The sequence below is a fragment of the Lysobacter panacisoli genome, assembly GCF_009765165.1.
GTDB classification, from domain to species: domain Bacteria; phylum Pseudomonadota; class Gammaproteobacteria; order Xanthomonadales; family Xanthomonadaceae; genus Lysobacter_J; species Lysobacter_J panacisoli.
The window spans coordinates 3,384,679-3,403,064 of sequence record NZ_VLNU01000001.1 but is presented as its reverse complement, the minus strand read 5'-3'; the positions used below and the strand labels follow the sequence as shown (position 1 = coordinate 3,403,064).

The 18,386-nt window shown below is 66.8% G+C and carries 13 protein-coding genes and 1 pseudogene; 6 read left to right on the top strand and 8 right to left on the bottom strand.

The annotated features are described in order from the left end of the window. Nucleotides 1-109: 109 nt before the first annotated feature. The 6 genes from FOF45_RS15935 to FOF45_RS15910 all read right to left on the bottom strand — a co-directional run bounded on the left by FOF45_RS15935 (nt 110) and on the right by FOF45_RS15910 (nt 4,789). A complete protein-coding gene (locus tag FOF45_RS15935) occupies nt 110-865 on the bottom strand; it encodes an HvfC family RiPP maturation protein (protein ID WP_158986568.1) in 756 nt (251 codons plus the stop codon). Beyond that, nucleotides 858-1,715 carry an HvfB family MNIO-type RiPP peptide maturase gene (locus tag FOF45_RS15930; protein WP_158986566.1) on the bottom strand — a complete coding sequence of 286 codons (858 nt, stop codon included), beginning with the start codon at nt 1,713-1,715 and terminating at the stop codon, nt 858-860. Before FOF45_RS15930 ends, FOF45_RS15935 begins: the two co-directional genes overlap by 8 nt. Before the next feature lie 77 nt (nt 1,716-1,792). Then, nucleotides 1,793-2,251, bottom strand: coding sequence for an HvfA family oxazolone/thioamide-modified RiPP metallophore (locus tag FOF45_RS15925; RefSeq protein ID WP_158986564.1), 459 nt, complete (start codon nt 2,249-2,251; stop codon nt 1,793-1,795). A gap of 89 nt (nt 2,252-2,340) precedes the next feature. After that, nucleotides 2,341-2,964, bottom strand: coding sequence for an HvfX family Cu-binding RiPP maturation protein (locus tag FOF45_RS15920; RefSeq protein WP_158986562.1), 624 nt, complete (start codon nt 2,962-2,964; stop codon nt 2,341-2,343). 201 nt (nt 2,965-3,165) lie between these two features. Beyond that, entirely contained in the window at nt 3,166-3,843 is a 678-nt protein-coding gene (locus tag FOF45_RS15915; RefSeq protein WP_158986560.1) for a type 1 glutamine amidotransferase domain-containing protein, read from the bottom strand. 136 nt (nt 3,844-3,979) lie between these two features. After that, nucleotides 3,980-4,789: an SDR family NAD(P)-dependent oxidoreductase gene (locus FOF45_RS15910; RefSeq protein WP_158986558.1), complete on the bottom strand. Its 810-nt coding sequence runs from the start codon at nt 4,787-4,789 to the stop codon at nt 3,980-3,982. 132 nt (nt 4,790-4,921) lie between these two features. Between FOF45_RS15910 and FOF45_RS15905 the strand changes: the two genes are divergently transcribed. The 3 genes from FOF45_RS15905 (at nt 4,922) to FOF45_RS15895 (ending at nt 7,430) form a co-directional block, all read left to right on the top strand. Further along, nucleotides 4,922-5,875 (top strand): GlxA family transcriptional regulator, encoded by a 954-nt coding sequence (locus tag FOF45_RS15905; protein ID WP_158986556.1) that lies wholly within the window; start codon nt 4,922-4,924, stop codon nt 5,873-5,875. Nucleotides 5,876-5,926: 51 nt separating this feature from the next. Continuing rightward, nucleotides 5,927-6,433: a peptide-methionine (S)-S-oxide reductase MsrA gene (gene msrA / locus FOF45_RS15900; protein WP_158986553.1), complete on the top strand. Its 507-nt coding sequence runs from the start codon at nt 5,927-5,929 to the stop codon at nt 6,431-6,433. Nucleotides 6,434-6,521: 88 nt separating this feature from the next. Continuing rightward, on the top strand, nt 6,522-7,430 hold the full coding sequence (locus FOF45_RS15895; RefSeq protein ID WP_158986551.1) for a LysR family transcriptional regulator: 909 nt from the start codon (nt 6,522-6,524) through the stop codon (nt 7,428-7,430). 52 nt (nt 7,431-7,482) lie between these two features. Here the strand turns inward: FOF45_RS15895 and FOF45_RS15890 are convergent. Then, nucleotides 7,483-8,585, bottom strand: a pseudogene (locus FOF45_RS15890) (alkene reductase). A 382-nt stretch (nt 8,586-8,967) separates the two neighbouring features. Between FOF45_RS15890 and FOF45_RS15885 the strand changes: the two are divergent. After that, nucleotides 8,968-10,092, top strand: a complete 1,125-nt coding sequence (locus tag FOF45_RS15885) for an HD domain-containing phosphohydrolase (RefSeq protein ID WP_158986549.1) — start codon at nt 8,968-8,970, stop codon at nt 10,090-10,092. Between the two features lie 29 nt (nt 10,093-10,121). Next, nucleotides 10,122-14,249, top strand: coding sequence for a response regulator (locus FOF45_RS15880; RefSeq protein WP_158986547.1), 4,128 nt, complete (start codon nt 10,122-10,124; stop codon nt 14,247-14,249). A 66-nt stretch (nt 14,250-14,315) separates the two neighbouring features. Here FOF45_RS15880 and FOF45_RS15875 read toward each other — a convergent pair whose 3' ends face one another. Then, complete coding sequence (locus FOF45_RS15875; protein WP_158986545.1) at nt 14,316-14,924, bottom strand: outer membrane beta-barrel protein; 609 nt, start codon at nt 14,922-14,924, stop codon at nt 14,316-14,318. A gap of 577 nt (nt 14,925-15,501) precedes the next feature. Here FOF45_RS15875 and FOF45_RS15870 point away from each other — a divergent pair. Beyond that, the gene (locus tag FOF45_RS15870; protein ID WP_158986543.1) at nt 15,502-18,381 is read left to right on the top strand and encodes a caspase family protein; all 2,880 of its coding nucleotides are present in this window, start codon (nt 15,502-15,504) and stop codon (nt 18,379-18,381) included. The last annotated feature ends 5 nt before the right edge of the window (nt 18,382-18,386 follow it).

The window sequence follows — 18,386 nt, the reverse complement described above, 5'->3', positions numbered from 1 at the left end:
TGTTCTTCCAGTGGGGGAGTTGCGGGGGAGTGGCGCAATGCCTGCGCCGGGGCCTGCGATTACCGGCACGACGGCCGGCGACGACACAGAAGGGATAAGACAGTGGCGCTCACGCCGGCGGCACGATTGCGGCGCCCAGCACGATCCGCTGCGCGCGCAGTTGCTCGAGCAGTTCGATGCCGTATGCCTGCAGTTCGGTCGCATCGGCGCCGATGTCCGCGGCGAGCGCGGTGAGGTGTTCGCGGCCGGTCCGCGCGTGTGTGCGCAGCGAAACGAGCAGTTCGTACGCCAGCGGAGCGATCCGCGCGAACCGCACCTGGTGCGCCGCATCGCGGTGCACCAGCAGCGTCGTCGCCGATTCGGGCAGCGTTGCCGGCGCATGGCCGGGGCCGATGTCCGTCACCGGCCAGCGATACGCCAGCGGCATCGCCAGCGGCGAGAGCAGCGGCACGCCGTCGAGAAGGTCGCCGTGCGGGTCGAATTCCAACGGCTGCTCATCGCTGACGAACAGCGCCTGCTCGATCCACTCGTAATGCGCGAGATCCGGCAGCCACGCTGGGATCCCGCCATCGTCGGGCTGCGTGTCCAGCCACGCGACGAACTCGCCGGCGATCTGCGGGAACAGCGGCGTGCGGCTGCGGTGCTGCGCGTAGAAGCGACGCACGAGCGCCTTCCACGCGGCATCGCCTAGCGTCTCGCGCGCAACCGGGAATCCGGTCGAGAGCAGGCTTTCGATGGCGTTGAAGAACAACTCGCGGTACACGCGCAGGCGGCGTTCCTCGATGCCCGGTGGCGGCGCGTTCACGGACGGATCGCGCAGGTGGCGGGCGAGGGCGAACTGTTGTTGGCGAAGGGTCTCAAGCATCGATCATCTCCAGCAGCCGCTGACGGTCGGTGTACGCGGCCTGCATCGAGCGGATGCGGCCGGTCTCGGCCAGCAGCTCGTGCAGTGGCGGGAAATTGAAGTCGCGTTCCAGCAGCGTCGGGCGCACGCCGAAACGGCGGTAGGCCGCGGCCAGCAGCGACCACACATCGTCCTTCACCGGCGCGCCGTGGGTGTCGACCTTCAGGTCGATGTCCTCGTCGAAATGTCCGGCGATGTGGTACGAGGCGATCCGCTCCGCCGGCAGTCGCGCGAGGAACGCATGCGCGTCGTAGCCGTGGTTGATCGCGTTGACGTACAGGTTGTTCACGTCCAGCAGCAGGTCGGTGTCGGCTTCGGCGAGCACCGCATTGATGAAATCGATCTCCGCCAGCGCCTGGTACGGCGCGGCGTAGTACGAGACGTTCTCCACCGCGATGCGGCGACCGAGCACGTCCTGCACCTGGCGGATACGCGCGGCGACGTGGCGCACGGCCTCGTCGGTGAACGGGATCGGCATCAGGTCGTACAGCTGGCCGTCGTCGGAGGTGTAGCTCAGGTGCTCGCTGTAGAGCACCACCTCATAACGTTCGTTGAACTCGCGCGTGCGCCGCAGCAGGTCCATGTCGAGCGGTTCGGTCCCGCCCAGCGACAGCGACAGGCCGTGCGCGCTGATCGGGAAACGCGACGACAACTGCGCCAGCGCTTCGCCGAACTTGCCACCGACGCCGATCCAGTTGTCCGGCGCGAGTTCGAGGAAATCCACCGCGCCGTCGTCCATCGACAGCAGCTCCGGCAGCAGCCCGCGACGCAGGCCGAGCCCGGCGGAGGTGGGGGAATCGATGGAGCGCATGCGGAATCCTCGGAAGAAAAGGGCGCCCCCCTTTCGGGGGAGAGGGAGCAAAGGGGGGCGCAAGGGAACGGTGCGGATTACTCGGGGAAAGCGGCGAAGGTGTCCTTCGGCAGCTTCTTGCCGTTGGCTTCGTAGCGCGCCTTGGTGTATTCGTAGGCCTCGCGCTCGGAGATGAAGCCATCGCCGTTCGCGTCCTTGTCGGTCCAGCCGCGGCCATCCGGCACGACCGCCAGGTACTCGGCCTTCGAGACCTTGCCGTCGTCGTTGCTGTCGGTCTTGCTGAAGCGCGCGTCGCCGCAGTTGCCTTCGCCGCACTTGCCTTCGGCGGTCTTCGACGAAGCCGTCGCCTTCGCGACCTTGCCTTCGCTCGCGCCGCACTTGCCTTCACCGCACTTGCCTTCGCCGGCGGAGTGGCTCGCGGCGAGCATGTAACCCTGTGCGAGCGGCTGCATGGCGAAAGCGGAGCCGCTCAGGACGAGGCCAGCGAGCGCGAGGCCGAGCATGCCAGCGGTGTTGCGGGTGTTGTTGCGGGTCATTGCATTTCTCCAGTGGTGCACGGTTCGTCCGTGCGGGTTGAAGCGCCGCGCACGCGGCGCGATTAGGTCGGGATTCGAGGTGTCGCGGATCAAGACGTCGCGAGGATGGGGCGACGCGGCCAGGTCAGCAGTGCGATGCCGGCCATCGCCAGCACGGCGCCGGCCCACGGCAGCAGCAGCGAGACGGTCACGCCGATCGCGGCCAGCACCACGCCCCACGCAGTGCCGTCGGCGGACGTGGTGGTCTGCGCGCGACGGGTCGACACGATCAGGTGATCGAGGCTGAAGCGACCCGCGCCGTTGAGCATCAGCGGCAGCAGCATCAGCAGGTAGATCAGCGGAAGCTTGTAGTTGCCGAACCCGTCGTTGGTGATCGCATAGCCCTGCCACAGCTCGGACAGGCTCGACCAGTCGGACGGCCAGTGGACGGCGTAGATCGCGACCACCGTCAGTACCCACAGCGCAGCCGCGGCGTAACGCGTGCCCAGGCCGAGCAGCAGCGCGAGCGCGCCGATCAGTTCAAGCCAGGTGGCGAGCGTCCAATTGACGCCGGGGCTCAGCAGCGAGAACGGCAGTGGGAACTTGTCGCCGAGGTCGGCGAACCAGTTGTCGCCGTGCAGCTTCTCGCGACCGGCTTCGAAGAACTCCCAGGCCAGCAGGGCGCGCAGGCCGAGCGGCGAGAGCCAGTGGCCCACGCCATCGACGCGCGACATCAATCGGGCGGGCGGGGTCCGGGAAGGAACGAGCGACATGGCGAAACCTCAGTGCGGCGGTGATTTCCGGTGCCGCCATTCCAGGCTTCGCAGGTATCGCGCAGGTGTCGGGTTTCGGGTGCTTTTGTCGGGAAACGTGGCGCCGGGACCGGTTGGTACATTCCGATACAAACCGGTCCGCGCCGGGACGGTGGCACGCGGTCAGCCCAGCAGAGCGAGTAACGCCTTCGCCGTCGCCTCCGACGATGCCGGGTTCTGCCCGGTGACCAGGCGGCCGTCGGTGATCGCGAAGCTCTGCCAGTCGGCGGCCTTCTCGTACGATCCGCCCAGGCGCTTGAGTTCGTCCTCGACCAGGAACGGCACGACCTTGGTCAGTTTCACCGCCTCTTCCTCGCTGTTGGTGAAGCCGGTGACACGCTTGCCCTTCACCAGCGGCTGTCCCTGGTGCTTCACATGGCGCAGCACACCCGGCGCATGGCACACGGCAGCCACCGGTTTGCCTGCGTCGTACACGTCCTCGATGAGCCGGATCGACGCGGGATCCTCGGCCAGGTCCCACAGGGGGCCATGCCCGCCCGGATAGAACACTGCGTCGTAATCCTTCGCGGACACCGAATCGAGGCGTCGCGTGTTGGCCAGCACCTTCTGTGCGGCGGCGTCCGCCTTGAAGCGGTCCTGTGCGGGCGTCTGGTTGGCGGGATCGTCGCTCTTGGGATCGATCGGCGGCTGCCCGCCCTTGGGCGAGGCCACGGTGATGTCGGCGCCGGCGTCGGTGAATACGTAGTACGGCGCGGCGAATTCCTCGAGCCAGAACCCGGTCTTCTCGCCGGTGTCGCCGAGCCGGTCGTGCGACGTGAGAACCATGAGGATCTTCTTCATGCCGATGCTCCACCGATGCCGATGACGGGCGGACGATGGTCGCGCCGCGGCGGTTAGAGCCGGGTGATGCGGCGCGCGCAGTGGTGCATGAAGGCGCGCCGGCGTCGTGGTTCGACGCCGGCGCGGAGTGTGGCGATCAGGCGTCCTGCGACACCGCGTAACGCGAAGCGGGGTTCGCGCGAGACAGGCCCGGCTGCAGCGCCTTGCGTGCGTCCTCGAACGCGTTCCAGTCGGCGATGTCGGGCAGGGCGGGGATGGTCACCTGTTCGCCCTGTTCGAGCCCGGCGAGCGCGGCATCGACCATGTCTTCGGCGGACATCACGATCTCACCCGGCAGATGTTCCACCGGCAGGCCCGCAACGTCCCAGAACGCGGTCGCGGTCGCGCCCGGCAGCACGGCCTGCACGCGCACGCCCTTGTCGGCCAGTTCGTGCTGCAGCGACTGCGAGAACGCGAGCACGTACGCCTTGCTTCCGCCGTACACGCCGTTGAGCAGCTCGGGCTGCAGCGCGACGATCGAGGCGATGTTGACGATGGTGCCCGCACCGCGCGCGACGAACGCGGGCGCGACGGCATACGCCAGACGCGTGAGCACGTTCACGTTCAGCGTGATCATGCGTTCCATCTCGGCCACGTCGGACTGCAACAGCGGTGCGGTCGCGCCGACACCGGCGTTGTTGACCAGCAGGGTGATGCTGGCGTCGGTGCGCAGGAGGTTCTCGACCCGGGCGAGATCGTCCGCGCGAGTGAGATCGGCCGACACCGTTTCGACCGAGCGGCCGGTGCGCGTGGTGAGTTCCTCGGCCAGCGAACGCAGTTTGTCGGCGCGACGGGCGACCAGAATCAAGTCATAGCCTGAACGGGCGAGGCGATCGGCGTAGATCGCACCGATGCCGGAGGAGGCGCCAGTGACCAGCGCGGTGCCTTTGTGAATGCGGGTGTTCATGTGAGGGCTCCGAAAACCCGGTGGGGACGCCGGGCTGGAGCAGAATCTAGGCGCACTGGCGAATGGCGTAAATGTCGTATATACCTCCTTTCAAGCCATAGCCTGACAGGCCGGAAACGAGGAGATCGCGTCATGCTCACCATCGGCTTCGTCGCACCTCCCGGCTTCCAGATCATGGGCATCGCCGCCGCGTCCGCGTTCGAACTGGCCAACACCGCCACCAGCGAACGCCTGTACGACATCCGCCTGTTGTCGGAGCAGGGCGGTCCCGTCGCCAGTTCGTTCGGCGTGTCGATCGAAACGCGCCCGCTGGCGCGGCAGAAGCTCGACACGCTGATCGTCACCGGCCTGCTGTATCCGGAACCGACGAGTCCCGCACTGATCCGTGCGATCCGCAAGGCCGCGAGCTCCACGCGCCGCACCGCGGCGGTATGCACCGGCGCTTTCCTGCTCGGTGAAGCCGGGCTGCTCGAAGGCCGGCGCGTGACCACGCACTGGTTCCACTCGCGCGCCCTCAAGCAGCAGTTTCCCGAAGCCCACGTCGAGGACGACCGCATCTTCATCATCGACGGCCCGATCTGGACGTCGGCCGGCATGAGTGCGGGCATCGACCTGGCGCTGGGCATGATCGAGAAGGATTTCGGCGCGGAGCTGGCGCGCAACGTCGCGCAGAAGCTGGTCGTCTATCACCGTCGCGCGGGCGGGCAGTCGCAGCATTCCGCGCTGCTGGAACTCGATCCGAAGTCCGACCGCATCCAGAGCGCGCTTGCCTACGCACGGCGCAACCTGCAGGCGCCGCTGACGGTCGAGGAACTCGCCGACGCCGCGCACCTGAGCCCACGCCAGTTCAGCCGCGCGTTTCGTGCCGAGACGGGGCAGTCGCCGGCGAAGGCCGTTGAGCACCTGCGCATCGAGGCCGCGCGCGTGATGATCGAGCAAAGCCGTCACTCCATCGATGAAGTCGCCACCGAAACCGGTTTCAACGATCCCGAACGCATGCGCCGTGCGTTCCTGCGTGCGTTCGGCCAGCCGCCGCAGGCGCTGCGGCGCAACGCGCGAACGGCGGGCGCGGCCGAGGCCACTTGAACCCGGCACGCTCCGTCGCCACCTCATCCGACACCATCGGAGACACACCACATGACTGCGAACACCGAAACCGCCATCCTCGCCGGCGGCTGCTTCTGGGGCATGCAGGACCTGATCCGCCGCATTCCCGGCGTCGTGTCCACGCGCGTGGGCTACTCGGGCGGCGACGTGGCCAACGCGACATACCGCAACCACGGCACGCACGCCGAAGCGATCGAGATCGTGTTCGATCCGGCGGTGCTGTCGTATCGACGCGTGCTCGAGTTCTTCTTCCAGATCCACGATCCGACCACGAAGAACCGCCAGGGCAACGACCTCGGTACCAGCTATCGCTCGGCCATCTACTACGCCGACGAGGTGCAGAAGCACACGGCCGAAGAGACTGTGAAGGATGTCGACGCGTCGGGTCTGTGGCCGGGCAAGGTGGTCACCGAGATCGCGCCCGTGGGTCCGTTCTGGGAAGCCGAACCTGAGCACCAGGACTATCTGGAGCGCTATCCGGAAGGCTACACCTGCCACTTCATCCGCCCCGACTGGACGCTTCCGCAACGGGCGTGACCCGAAGGAAACGCCGGCCGCCTGCCGGCCAGCTCCATTCATCGTGTTGATGCACGGCTGATCAGTCATTCCGTGCCAACATGACTGGATGCGTTATGACCTCAACCTGCTGCCGGTGTTCCTCGCGCTGATGGAAGAGCGCAGCGTGACGCGCGCGGCCGAACGACTTGGCATCACGCAACCTGCGCTTTCGAACGCGCTTGCACGCCTGCGCGACATGCTGCAGGACCCGCTGTTCATCCGCGAACGCTACGGCATGCAGCCGACGCAAAAGGCGGAGGAACTTGCGCCGACGATCGCGTCGGCGTTGGCGAGCCTGGATGCGTTGATATTGGGGCAGCAGGGCTTCGACCCCGCCAAGGCGGAACGGCTGTTCACGATCGCACCGAACAGCTACGTCGAATTCGTCCTCGTACCGGCCATCGTCGCGCGGCTGCGCGAGCACGCGCCTGGCATCCGCCTTCGCCTCACGCCGTTCGGCACGGACCTGGCCGAGACCGGCGTCATCTCAGGTGCGACGGCGATGGTGATCGGCCGCGTGGTCGATCCACCGGACAACCTCGTCGTGCAGCACCTGATGGACGATGGCCTGGCCTGCGTCGTCCGCGCCGATCATCCGCGAGTGAACAAGCGGATGTCGAAGCAGCAGTACGAACAGCTCAAGCACGTGAACGTGCTGCCGCCGGGGCGGCTGCGCGTCGGCCTGTTCCAGGCGCTGGAACGGCAGGGCGTGCGGCGTGAGGTCGCGGTCTCGGTGACGCATTTCCTCGCGATCCCCGAGATGATCGCCGTGACCGACTACTGCGCGACGCTGCCCAGCCTGATCTGTCGTCGCCTCGCGGACGATCCGCGCCTGAAGGTCATGCCCGCGCCCGTGGACCTGGGCACGTTCCCGGTGGAAATGGCGTGGCATGTGCGGTATCGACATGACCCCGCACACCAGTGGCTTCGCACCCTGATCGGCGAAGTCGCGCGCGAGATCCAGCGCGGACGCTGATCCTGTTCCCGGCATGACCGCGCCGCGCACGATGGCGCGGCGCGGAACGGGGTCAGGCGGCGCTGGCGAGCGCGGGCGCGTTCGCGAAGTACGTATAACCTTCGGCGCCGCCACCGAAGAAGGCCGAGGCGGGCGCTTCGAACAACGGTGCATTCGTGCGCAGTCGTTCGACCAGGTCAGGATTGCCGATGAAGGGCTTGCCGAAGGCGATCATGTCGGCGCGGCCCGAATCCACCGCATCGATGGCCGATCGCCGGTCGTAACCGTTGTTGGCGATGTACGTCCCGCCGAACGCAGCGCGCAGCGCCCGCACGTCGTAGGCTTCGGTGGAGTTGTCGCTGTGCAGCTGCCCTTCCACGTTGTGGAGGTACGCGAGGTTCATCTCGCCGAGCCGGCGCGCCAGATATCCGTACGTCTCAGGCGTCGTGCTGTCGAGCGGGGTATCGCCGACGGCCGTTGACAGCGGCGAAAGACGCAGGCCCACGCGGTCCGCGCCCCACACGCCGGCGACGGCTTCGACCACTTCGATGGGGAATCGCGCGCGGTTCTCGATCGACCCGCCGTAGCGATCGTCGCGGTGGTTGGTGCTGTCGCGCAGGAACTGTTCCAGCAGGTAGCCGTTGGCTGCGTGCACTTCGACGCCGTCGAAACCCGCCTGCTTCGCAAGACGCGCCGCATGGCGATAGTCCTCGAGAACAGCGGCGATTTCGTCCAGTTCAAGCGCACGCGGCATGGACGGCGCTTCGAATCCGTTCTCGGTGAAGACGTTGCCGCCTGCACGGATCGCCGACGGCGCACCGGCGCGATGCCGTCTTCCTGCAGGCTCACGTGCGACATGCGGCCCACGTGCCAGAGCTGCATGACGATCCTGCCGCCCTCGGCGTGGACGGCGTCGGTGACCCGCGACCATGCCTCGGCCTGTGCATCGGTGTAGATGCCGGGCGTGTACGCGTAACCGCGACCCTGGCGCGAAATGTTGGTGGCTTCGGTGATGATGAGACCCGCCGAAGCGCGCTGGCGGTAGTACTCGATGCCCAGTGGCGTGTGCACACCGTCGGCGCCGGCGCGCGAACGCGTCAGCGGCGCCATGACGATGCGGTTCGCGACGTCGATCGCGCCCAGACGGGCGGGGGAGAAGAGTGTTTCGGTAGTCATTGCGGTTTCCTCGGGATGAGATGACCTTGTCCAGCCGCGGTTGCCGCGGCAGATCGAGGTATTGAGAAGGGAAGGGGAATCGGGTGCGGTGCTGGCAGTCACGCTCAGCTGAAATCGCGCATCAGGTTCTGGTCGTCACGGTGGAGAGGCCTTCGGCATGTCCGGCTCCTCGGTGGGTGTGCGTGAAGAATGCGCCGGCGATAACCATTGATCCAATTTATTCGCCTGATTCCAGTTATCCGATGCTGGAATATCTGAATGCGACGAACCGCCGCGGCGACCATTGCGTTTCGGTCGGTTTCACGCCTCCTTGACGGGGCGGGAGCAGCATCCGTTCGACATGGGGCTCGCCTTGCGCCCCCGGTTCTCCACGGAGAGCGAAATGGGTGGCATCCGGTTCGGAAAACCGACGGTACTGGTCGTGGACGACACCCCGGCCATCCGCATCATCCTCCAGGACATGCTCGAGCCGACCTATCGCGTGCTCACCGCCGCCGATGGGAGTGCGGCGATGGAACTGCTGCGGGAGGAGACGCCTGACCTCATCCTGCTCGACGTGGTGATGCCCGGCCACAGCGGTTTCGAAGTGTGCCGCTGGCTGAAGGAGAAGCCGGCCACGCGTGAGGTACCGGTGATCTTCCTCACCACGCTCGAACGCGTCGAGGACCAGGCGCATGGTCTCGAACTGGGCGCCGTTGACTACATCACCAAGCCGGTGCATCCACTGGTCCTGGGTACGCGCGTCGCATCGCACCTGCGCGCCAAGGAAGCGATCGATCTGCAGCGCGATCGCGAAACATTCCTCGAACGCGAAGTGTCGCGTCGAACACAGGACATGGTCCGCGCGCAGGATGTCGCGATCCTCGCACTCACCTCGCTGGCCGACACGCGCGACGACGAGACCGGCAGCCATAGCCGCCGCACGCAGCATTTCATGCGCGCACTGGCGCAGCAGCTGAAGATGCATCCGCGGTTCGTCCGCCACCTCGACGACGCCACCGTGGAGCTGCTGGTACGTTCGGCGCCGCTGCACGATATCGGCAAGATCGGCATTCCCGACCAGATCCTGCGCAAGCCGGGACGCCTCACCGCCGAGGAGTATGAGGTGATGAAGGCGCATCCGGCGAAAGGTCGCGATGCCCTGCAGCGCGCCGAAGACGAACTCGGCATAGACGTGCCATTCCTGCGCATCGCCAAGGAACTCGCCTACGGACATCACGAGCGCTGGAATGGCAGCGGCTATCCGCAGGGAACCAGCGGCGACGAGATTCCGGTGTCGGCGCGGTTGATGGCCATCGCCGATGTGTACGACGCGTTGACGAGCCGGCGCGCATACAAGGCCGGGATGCCGCACGAACAGGCCGCTGCGTTCATCCACGAGCGCAGCGGGATCGACTTCGACCCGGACGTGGTCGACGCATTCGTGGCGCTCGGAGACAAGTTCGAGGCGATCACCCAGCACTTCGCCGGCGAAGCGTCCCGCACGGCACCGGGCGCACTCGCCTGACAGGCCGGCACGGATGGGAGGAAATCCGCATGCCCGGGCTACGCGAACGACTTGAAAGACTGCCGCTGGCGCGGAGACTGCAACTCGGTTTCGGCGGGATCCTGCTGCTGGTCGTGCTGCTGGGCCTCTACAACCTGGCGATGAACCGGCAGCAGATGGACCGGATCGGCCGCTTGTACGACAAAGACCTGGTCGGGTTGCTGCACGTCGAATCCGCGCGCGCCGCGCTGGCCGACATGGGCCAGTACCTGCGGCAGGCGGTGATGGCGGACGAGGCGGCGCCGCGCGAAGAGGCACTGCGGTTGTTCGCGGAATCCGACACGGTTCTGCGCAGGGAGATCGAACTCGCGCGCCCGCTGATCTACCGCGACGACACGCGCGGGAGCCTGCGCGAATTCGATCTTGCCTTCGCCGATTACCGCAGTCAGGCCATATCGATCGCCCTGCTCGTGCGCGAGCCCGTGCGTGGCGACAGGACGGGCGCGGTTGCGCGCTTGGCCGCACCGGGATTCCAGCGCAGCGCGACGCAGTCGCGCGAGGCGCTGGCGCGCGTGGCGTCCGGCAAGCGCGAGGGTGCCGACCGCGAAGTCGCGCTCGCCGATGCCGGCTACCACGACGGCGTGCGCATGACCATCGCGTTGCTCGCCGCCGGGCTCGTCGCGGGCCTGTTGTTCGGCGCGTTGATCAGCCGCTCGATACGCCGGCCCGCCGATGGTCTGCGTCAGGCGCTGGACTCTCTCAGCAACGGTGACCTGGGGTCCACCATTCCGTACACGGAGTACCCGAACGAAACCGGTGACCTGGCCCGCGCCATCCGCACCATGCAGGCGCAGGCACGCCAGACCGCGTCGCAGCGATGGGTGAAGACGCAGGTGGCCGCGATCCTGAGGGAACTGCAGTCCGCCTCCGACGCGACGGAGCTGGCGAGCCGGTTCTTCTCCGTCGTCTCGCCGCTGATCGGCGTCGGCCGTGGCGTGCTCTACGCGCACCAGCCCGAGGGCGTGCTGACGCGGCTGGGCGGCCATGCGGATGCCGGCGCGCCGCAGCGCCTGACGTTCGGGGAGGGATTGGCAGGGCAGTGCGGAATCGACCGCAAAGCCGTCGAACTGACGCCACCGCCGCCGGATTACCTGCGTGTGTCATCCGCGCTCGGATCGACCGCCGCTGCGCAGCTGCTCGTGCTGCCCCTGGTGCTGCGCAAGCGGCTGCTCGGCGTGATCGAACTCGCCACCGTCTCACCACTGGGCCCGGCACAGCGCGAACTCGTCGACGAGATCCTGCCGATCCTCGCGGTCAACCTGGAAATCCTCGACCGCACGATGCGCACGCGACAACTGCTCGACGAAAGTCGCGAGCAGCAGGAGCTCACGGCACGGCAGGCGGCGAGCCTGAAGGAACAGACCGTCGCGCTCGAAGCCCAGCAGAAGACGATCAACGCGACGAAGGCGTGGTATCGCGGCATCATCGAATCGGCGCCCGACGGCATGATGATCGTCGATCCGGATGGTCGCATCCTGATGGGAAATCCGAAGCTCGAAACGATCTTCGGCTACGAACGGGACGAACTCGTCGGTGCCAGCGTCGAGCGCCTCGTCCCGGCCGACATTGCCGCGCGGCATGTCGAGCTTCGCCGTGCGTTCATGGCGCAGGGAGTCAGTCGCCAGATGGGGCGCGACATCCTCGACCTGCGCGGTGTGCGCAAGGATGGAAGCGAGTTTTCGGTGGAGATCGGGCTGTCGTTCCTGCCGGAGATGGAGGGGCAGGGCACCTGCGTCTGCGCTTCGGTCCGCGATGTCAGCGAACGCCGCGCGATGGAAAGCGCAGTGCAGCGCAGCGAGGAACGCCTGCGCTACATCCTCGATCGCAGTCCGGTGTGCGTGGGCGTGGCCAACGCGGACGAACTCCGCTTCGCCAATCCCAAGTTCGTCGATACGTTCGGCCTGAACGTGGGCGACGACCCGACCCGGATATACGTCGATCCGAGCGATCGCGATCGCATCCGCGAGCACCTGGCGACGAACTCCACGCTATCGGCGGTGGAATTGAAGCTCTACGATCGCGATCGCCGCGAACGCGACATCCTCGCCTCGTACGTGCCGATCGGCTCCGACGGCGATCCTGGCGTGCTCGCGTGGTTCATCGACGTCACCGAACAGAAGGCCGCGCAGGCAGCCACGATGCGCGCCAAGGACCTCGCTGAGGACGCAACGCGGGCGAAGAGCGATTTCCTCGCCAACATGAGCCACGAGATCCGCACGCCGATGAACGCGATCATCGGCCTGAGCTACCTGCTCCTGCAGTTGGAACTGGATCCGCGGCAGCGTGGCTACGTCGAGAAGATCCACCGCTCGGGCGGAAACCTGCTGGGCATCATCAACGACATCCTCGACTTTTCGAAGATCGAGGCCGGCCAGATGGCGATGGAGCAGGTTGCGTTCGACCTGCGCGACGTACTCGACCACGTGAGCAGCGTGGCCGGGCTCAACGCCGAGCAGAAGGGGCTGGAACTGGTGTACCAGCTGCCGGCAGAGCTGCCGGTTGCATTCGTCGGCGATCCCCTGCGACTCGGCCAGATCCTTCTCAACCTCACCAACAACGCGATCAAGTTCAGCGAGCGTGGTGCGGTGGTCATGGGAATCGAGCCGCCGCGCATGCTCGACGACGACGGGATCGAGCTGCATCTGTGGGTGAAGGACGAAGGCATCGGCATGAGTGAAGAGCAGGTGAGTCGCCTGTTCCAGTCGTTCATGCAGGGCGATGCCTCCACCACGCGCCGCTTCGGCGGCACGGGTCTCGGACTGGTGATCACGAGGCGCTTGGCCGAACTGATGGATGGGCGGATAGAGGTCGAGAGCGCGCCGGGCGTTGGCTCGACGTTCCACGCGCACGTGCGGCTGTCGACGGAAACGGGCGCAGCCCCGCAGCGCGTCGAGCAGCGTGCGTTGCATGGGCTGCGGGCGCTCGTCGTCGACGACAACCCGGCCACGCGCGCGGCCCTGGTCGCGATGGCGCACGGGCTCGGGATGGAGGTCGATGATGCGGCCAGCGGTGACGAGGCACTGCGCAGCGTCGCAACGCGGCGTCCGTACCAGGTGGTGCTGATGGACTGGAAGATGCCCGGCATGGACGGCATCGAGACGCTCCGTCGCATCGCCTCGATCGCGAATGACATGCCCGCGACGGTCATGGTGACGGCGTTCGATCCCGAGGAAGCGCGCGAGGAGGCCGAACGACGTGGCGTGTCCATCGGTCGCGCACTCGGCAAGCCCGTGATGCCGTGGTTGCTGCAGGAGACCATCATGGCCGCGCTCGGCAAGCCCACCGTGGACGCGCCACGCGAGGCCGCGACCAAAGGGCGACGCAACGTGGCGACCTCGCTGGTCGGCAGTCGCGTGTTGCTGGTCGAGGACAACGAGATAAATCGCGAACTCGCGCAGGACCTGCTGCGCCGCGCGGGTGTGGAGGTGGTGTGGGCCGGCAACGGACAGGAAGCGCTGGACGTGCTCGAAGTCGATCCGTTCTTCGACGGCGTGCTGATGGATTGCCAGATGCCCGTGATGGACGGTTATGACGCCGCTCGCGCGATCCGTGGTCGGCTGGGCCTCGTCGACCTTCCCATCATCGCGATGACGGCCAGTGCGATGGCGGATGACCGCGATGAAGCGATTGCGGCGGGCATGAACGACCACATCCCCAAGCCCATCGACGTGGACGCAATGCTCGCGACGATGTCGCGCTGGATGGAAACCTGCGACCGCCGCGGCGTTCTGGACGAGCCTGGCGCAGAGGGTGAGGCATCGGCGCCGCTGCCGACCGTCGACCGCAACGTCGGCCTGGCGACCTGCGGGCACAACAGCGCGCTTTATCACCGCTTGCTGCTGGGATACCTGAAGGACTACGGCGACTTCGCCGCGTCATTCGAAGCTGCGTGCGGATCCGACGATCCGACAGCGCCGCGACGACTCGCGCACGACCTGCGCGGAACCTCCGCATGCATCGGCGCGCGCGGAGTGGCGGAACGGGCGAAGGAGCTGGAAGAAGCCTGCGAGGCAGGCGCACCGCAGGCGCAGGTCGCCGAACTCCTCGACCGGACGCTGGAAGCGCTGCGCCCGGTGCTGGAGGACTTGACCGTTTCGGAGCTGCAATCGGCGGCGTGAACCCGGATACGCACGACCCGGCCATGTGGGCCGGGCCGCGTGGGATTACATCGTGGATGCGCTGTGTCAGAAGCTCATGCGCGGGCCCACGAAGTAGGCGACGTAGTCGTCCACGTACTTCACTTCACCGTTGATGCCCCAGGTCTGGTTGAACTTGACCTGCGCGCCCAGTCGCGCATAGAACTCACCGTCGGCCTTGTCGTAATCCTCGTAACCGGCCAGGGCGTAGCCTTCCAGGTACGACGTCATCGCGCCGCGCACGCCGGCCTCGACGTTCCAGCCGTCGCGGTCCACGCCGAGTACGTCGGCACTGCCGATTCGCACGTCGTCGGTGTCTGCCTTCTGGTAGCCGGCGCGCGCGAGCAGGTCGAGTTGCGGGCTGATCTGGTGGTTATAGCCCGCGCCCAGATTCCACTGGTCCACGTCCACGCCATTCACGCGCCCGACCGGGCTGTCGAAATCGTCGGTCTTCTGCCCGCTGTAACCACCGTACACGTGGAAGTCGTCGGTGACGGCGACCGAACCGCGGACGGCCCAGCCATCGGCATCGGGGCCGCCGTTGTCGATGCTGCTGGCCGCATAGCCGCCTTCGACGTACGTGTAGCTGATGCCATCGGCCGCAAGCGCAGAGAAGGGCGCCGCGAACAGGGCGAGGAGAGGGACGAAACGCTTCATGGGGGTAAAACCTCGAGTGGGAAACCGGAAGGAACAGGAGTCGCCGAGCGACATGACGCCGTCGCGACGTCCACGCTGGTGGACGACGACCGCGACGGTCGGCGGAAGGATTCAGGAAACTTGGACGCATCCACGCAGGCGACCGGCATGCGCCAGTCGCAGTGGGATGCAAGCGGTCAGATCAGATGGAGGCGCTGCAGGCGCTCAGAGGTTGCCCGACCACTGCAGCCAGCGGCGGTACGGCAAGTCGTCAAACGCATCCGTCTCGCTCTCGCATGCGAGTCGCGGCGAGGAGCGATGCTGGCGCATGGTGTCCGTGCTTAGTGGCTCGGCAAGAATGCCGGCAAAACGGACCGGTCGGGGCGGAACGACCGCGGCGACGGAGGAGGACATCTGGGACTGCAACACTCGGAAACTGCCTTGCGACGAAGCGCACTGGGTGGGACAACGGCGCGCAGTATCCGGATCGGCGCGCAAGGGGATGTGAAGAGGGCGGGCGCGCACGTGGCCGTTGTTCGCAGGGGCCGGCGTTGAGGGTAGGGCAGGGTCCACCCCCCACCCCCAGGGGAGAACACGGATGTCCACGATACGTCGCATCGGGCTGGCTGATTTCGAGCGACTGCTCGCGCAATGGCGGCAGCCCCACCGGAAGATCACGGAATTCCACCTGCATTGCACCGATCGCCCCCGGCGCGCGGATTTTCGCGGTCAGGCGACGATCGAGGCGATGCGCGCCTTCCACATGAGCAAGGGCTGGAGCGACATCGCCCAGCACCTGACGGTCGATCCGGCCGGAGGGCTGTGGACCGGCCGATCGTGGGATTCCCCGCCCGCCAGCGCGGTGGGCCACAACGGCACCGCGGCAGCGGGCCCGTTCATGATCGAAGTGATCGGCAACTTCGACAAAGGGCTCGATCCGTTCGACGGTCCACAGCGGCAAGCGGTGCTCGGCGTGATCGCTGCGGTGCTGCGCAGCGCCGGACTCGACGAGAAGGCGCTGCGCTTCCATCGCGACTTCACCAATGCGAAGACATGTCCCGGCACGTCGCTGGACAAGGCGGTGATGCAGCGCGAAATCGCGGCATTGCTGAAAGGCACCGCTGGCGTGGAGCGATCGGACGCGTCCGACGCGGTGCTGGACGCCGGCGAAGTACGCGGCTGGTTCGATGCGCAGGCTACTCGCGGGATCAATGGCCTGGCCGATGATCCCAATGTCATCGAGGATCCCGATACCGCCGAAGTGCCCGAAGCGGAGTGGATGCTCGAGGAGCAGGAGGCGCTCGCAGCGCGGCTCGACCTCGGACCGGGTGTCGAGGGCGCGCGCCGCGCGCCGCTGCCGGCCGATGCGCTGCTTCGCCGCCACGCGATCAACCTGTCGAAGGGCGCGTTGTCCCAGAGCGGCGACATCGACAGCGTCACGGTGACGCCGCGAACGATCGTCGAGAGACACCTGGTCGATTACCTCGAGACCTGTGGACAGCTGAAGCGTCCCGCGCATCTGCTGTTCTACGCACATGGCGGACTCGTCGATGAGGCCAGTGCCATCTGTTACGCCAGGACCGTGCTGCCGTGGTGGCTCAGGAATGGCGTATTCCCGATCTTCTTCATCTGGGAATCGGGGCTGTTCGAAACGCTGCGCAAGGCGCCTCGTGGTGCCCGGGGATTGAGCGACATCACCGACTGGCTGCTGGAAGGCATCACCCAGGTTGTCGCACGGCGTGTCTGGGCCGAAATGAAACTGGACGCCGGCAACGCGTCCGAGCCCGTACTGCCGCCCCAGTTCCAGGGGCGTTCCGGTGGAGCATGGCAACTCGCGCAGCTGCTGGGGCCCGTACTTGCGAAGTACCCCAACACGCAGCTCCATGCCGTCGGACACAGCACCGGACCGATCTTCCTGTCGAAGTTCCTCCCGCTGCTGACCGCGCAAGGCCGCGTGATCAGCACGCTCAGCTACCTCGCACCCGCGATCCGAACCGATCGCTTCCTCCAGGACGTCAAGCCGCTGCTCGGGGCGAACAAGCCCATCCGCGAGCTGTGCATGTACACGATGAACGACGACGCCGAACGCGACGACAACTGCGCGAAGATCTATCGCAAGTCGCTGCTGTACTTCGTCCGCGAGGCGTGCGACGACCGCAACAAGGGTCGCATTCTCGGATTGCAGAAGGACCTGCTCGACGACTCCACGCTGCGAACGTTGTTTGGGCTGAAGAGCAAGAACGACGACCGGATCAGTGCCAGCGCAGGAACCATCGCGGTCGAGTTCTCGCCCCCGCGCGGTTCGCCACAGATGAACCCGAAGACGGAGGCGCTCCAGCACGGCGGCTTCGACAACGATGCCGCAACGATGGTCTCGGTGCTGGCGCGCGTGCTCGGCGTGCCGCGCACGGTCACCAATGCTTCGATGCAGTTCCCGCCGGCCTCGGCGTTCGCCACGTGCGGCCTGACGGACGCGACGCGCGCGGCACCGATCATCCCGCCAGGCGATGACGACTACGACGGAGGCTGCCCCTGCTGTCGACGGATGTCGGGCCGCGAAAGCGGCGACAGGTTCACCGACGACGGCCGCGACGGCTTCGGCGACGACGACGAAGCCGGCGGCGATACCGAGCCCGAAGAAGACGCCTCCGGCAGGACGCCGCCACGGCCGTCAGGCGGTGGTGGTCGTCGCATTGCTGTCTGCATCGGCATCGACGCCTATGCCGACCAGCCGCTCCAGGGCTGCGTCAACGACAGCAATCGCTGGGCCGAGGCGCTCGGACGCAGCGGATTCGAGATTCGCCCCCTGCGCGACAAACAGGCGACTCGCGATGCCATGCAGGGCGCATTGAAGCGACTGGTCGACGATGCGCGCAGCGGTGACGAACTGGTCTTCCAGTACTCCGGGCATGGCGCACAACTCCCCGACGTGAGCGGCGACGAAGACGAACGCTTCGACGAGGCATTCGTCCCGTTCGACTACCGCAAGGGCCAGATGCTGATCGATGACGACGTGCGCGAGATCACGCGCGGGTTGCCCGACGGCGCCACGTTGACGTTGTTCATGGACTGCTGCCATTCCGGCACCATCAGCCGCGCGCGTGCGCGCGCCGCGAGCAACGGGTCGAGGCCACGGCTCATGCGCTTCGACGATGAGACGGTCAAGCGCTACCTCGACGTACGAAGTTCGGCAACACGCGGTACGAAGGGCAATGGAGCTGGCTCGACGAGCCCGGGACGCGGCGTCGCGCATTTCGCGGCGTGTCTGGACAGCGAGTACGCCTGGGAGAGTGGCGGCGAGGGCGACTTCACCCGTGCGGCGATGGTGGTGTTCGAGACGGCCGTACGCGAAGGCTGGAGCAACCAGAAGTTCATCGACGCGGTGATCCGCGAACTCGGCACGCCGGCTCGCCAGCATCCACGGCTCTGGAACCCTGAGCCCGGTCTTGGAAAGCGCAAGCTGCTGGGCGGTCGATGAGCCCG

What these genes read in the sequence shown, in the direction of transcription:
- FOF45_RS15870 (WP_158986543.1), top strand. Translation starts at nt 15,502, where the DNA reads ATGTCCACGATACGTCGCATCGGGCTGGCTGATTTCGAGCGACTGCTC.
- msrA (WP_158986553.1), top strand. Translation starts at nt 5,927, where the DNA reads ATGACTGCGAACACCGAAACCGCCATCCTCGCCGGCGGCTGCTTCTGG.
- FOF45_RS15875 (WP_158986545.1), bottom strand. Translation starts at nt 14,924, where the DNA reads ATGAAGCGTTTCGTCCCTCTCCTCGCCCTGTTCGCGGCGCCCTTCTCT.
- FOF45_RS15925 (WP_158986564.1), bottom strand. Translation starts at nt 2,251, where the DNA reads ATGACCCGCAACAACACCCGCAACACCGCTGGCATGCTCGGCCTCGCG.
- FOF45_RS15880 (WP_158986547.1), top strand. Translation starts at nt 10,122, where the DNA reads ATGCCCGGGCTACGCGAACGACTTGAAAGACTGCCGCTGGCGCGGAGA.
- FOF45_RS15935 (WP_158986568.1), bottom strand. Translation starts at nt 865, where the DNA reads ATGCTTGAGACCCTTCGCCAACAACAGTTCGCCCTCGCCCGCCACCTG.
- FOF45_RS15915 (WP_158986560.1), bottom strand. Translation starts at nt 3,843, where the DNA reads ATGAAGAAGATCCTCATGGTTCTCACGTCGCACGACCGGCTCGGCGAC.
- FOF45_RS15885 (WP_158986549.1), top strand. Translation starts at nt 8,968, where the DNA reads ATGGGTGGCATCCGGTTCGGAAAACCGACGGTACTGGTCGTGGACGAC.
- FOF45_RS15930 (WP_158986566.1), bottom strand. Translation starts at nt 1,715, where the DNA reads ATGCGCTCCATCGATTCCCCCACCTCCGCCGGGCTCGGCCTGCGTCGC.
- FOF45_RS15905 (WP_158986556.1), top strand. Translation starts at nt 4,922, where the DNA reads ATGCTCACCATCGGCTTCGTCGCACCTCCCGGCTTCCAGATCATGGGC.
- FOF45_RS15895 (WP_158986551.1), top strand. Translation starts at nt 6,522, where the DNA reads ATGCGTTATGACCTCAACCTGCTGCCGGTGTTCCTCGCGCTGATGGAA.
- FOF45_RS15920 (WP_158986562.1), bottom strand. Translation starts at nt 2,964, where the DNA reads ATGTCGCGCGTCGATGGCGTGGGCCACTGGCTCTCGCCGCTCGGCCTG.
- FOF45_RS15910 (WP_158986558.1), bottom strand. Translation starts at nt 4,789, where the DNA reads ATGAACACCCGCATTCACAAAGGCACCGCGCTGGTCACTGGCGCCTCC.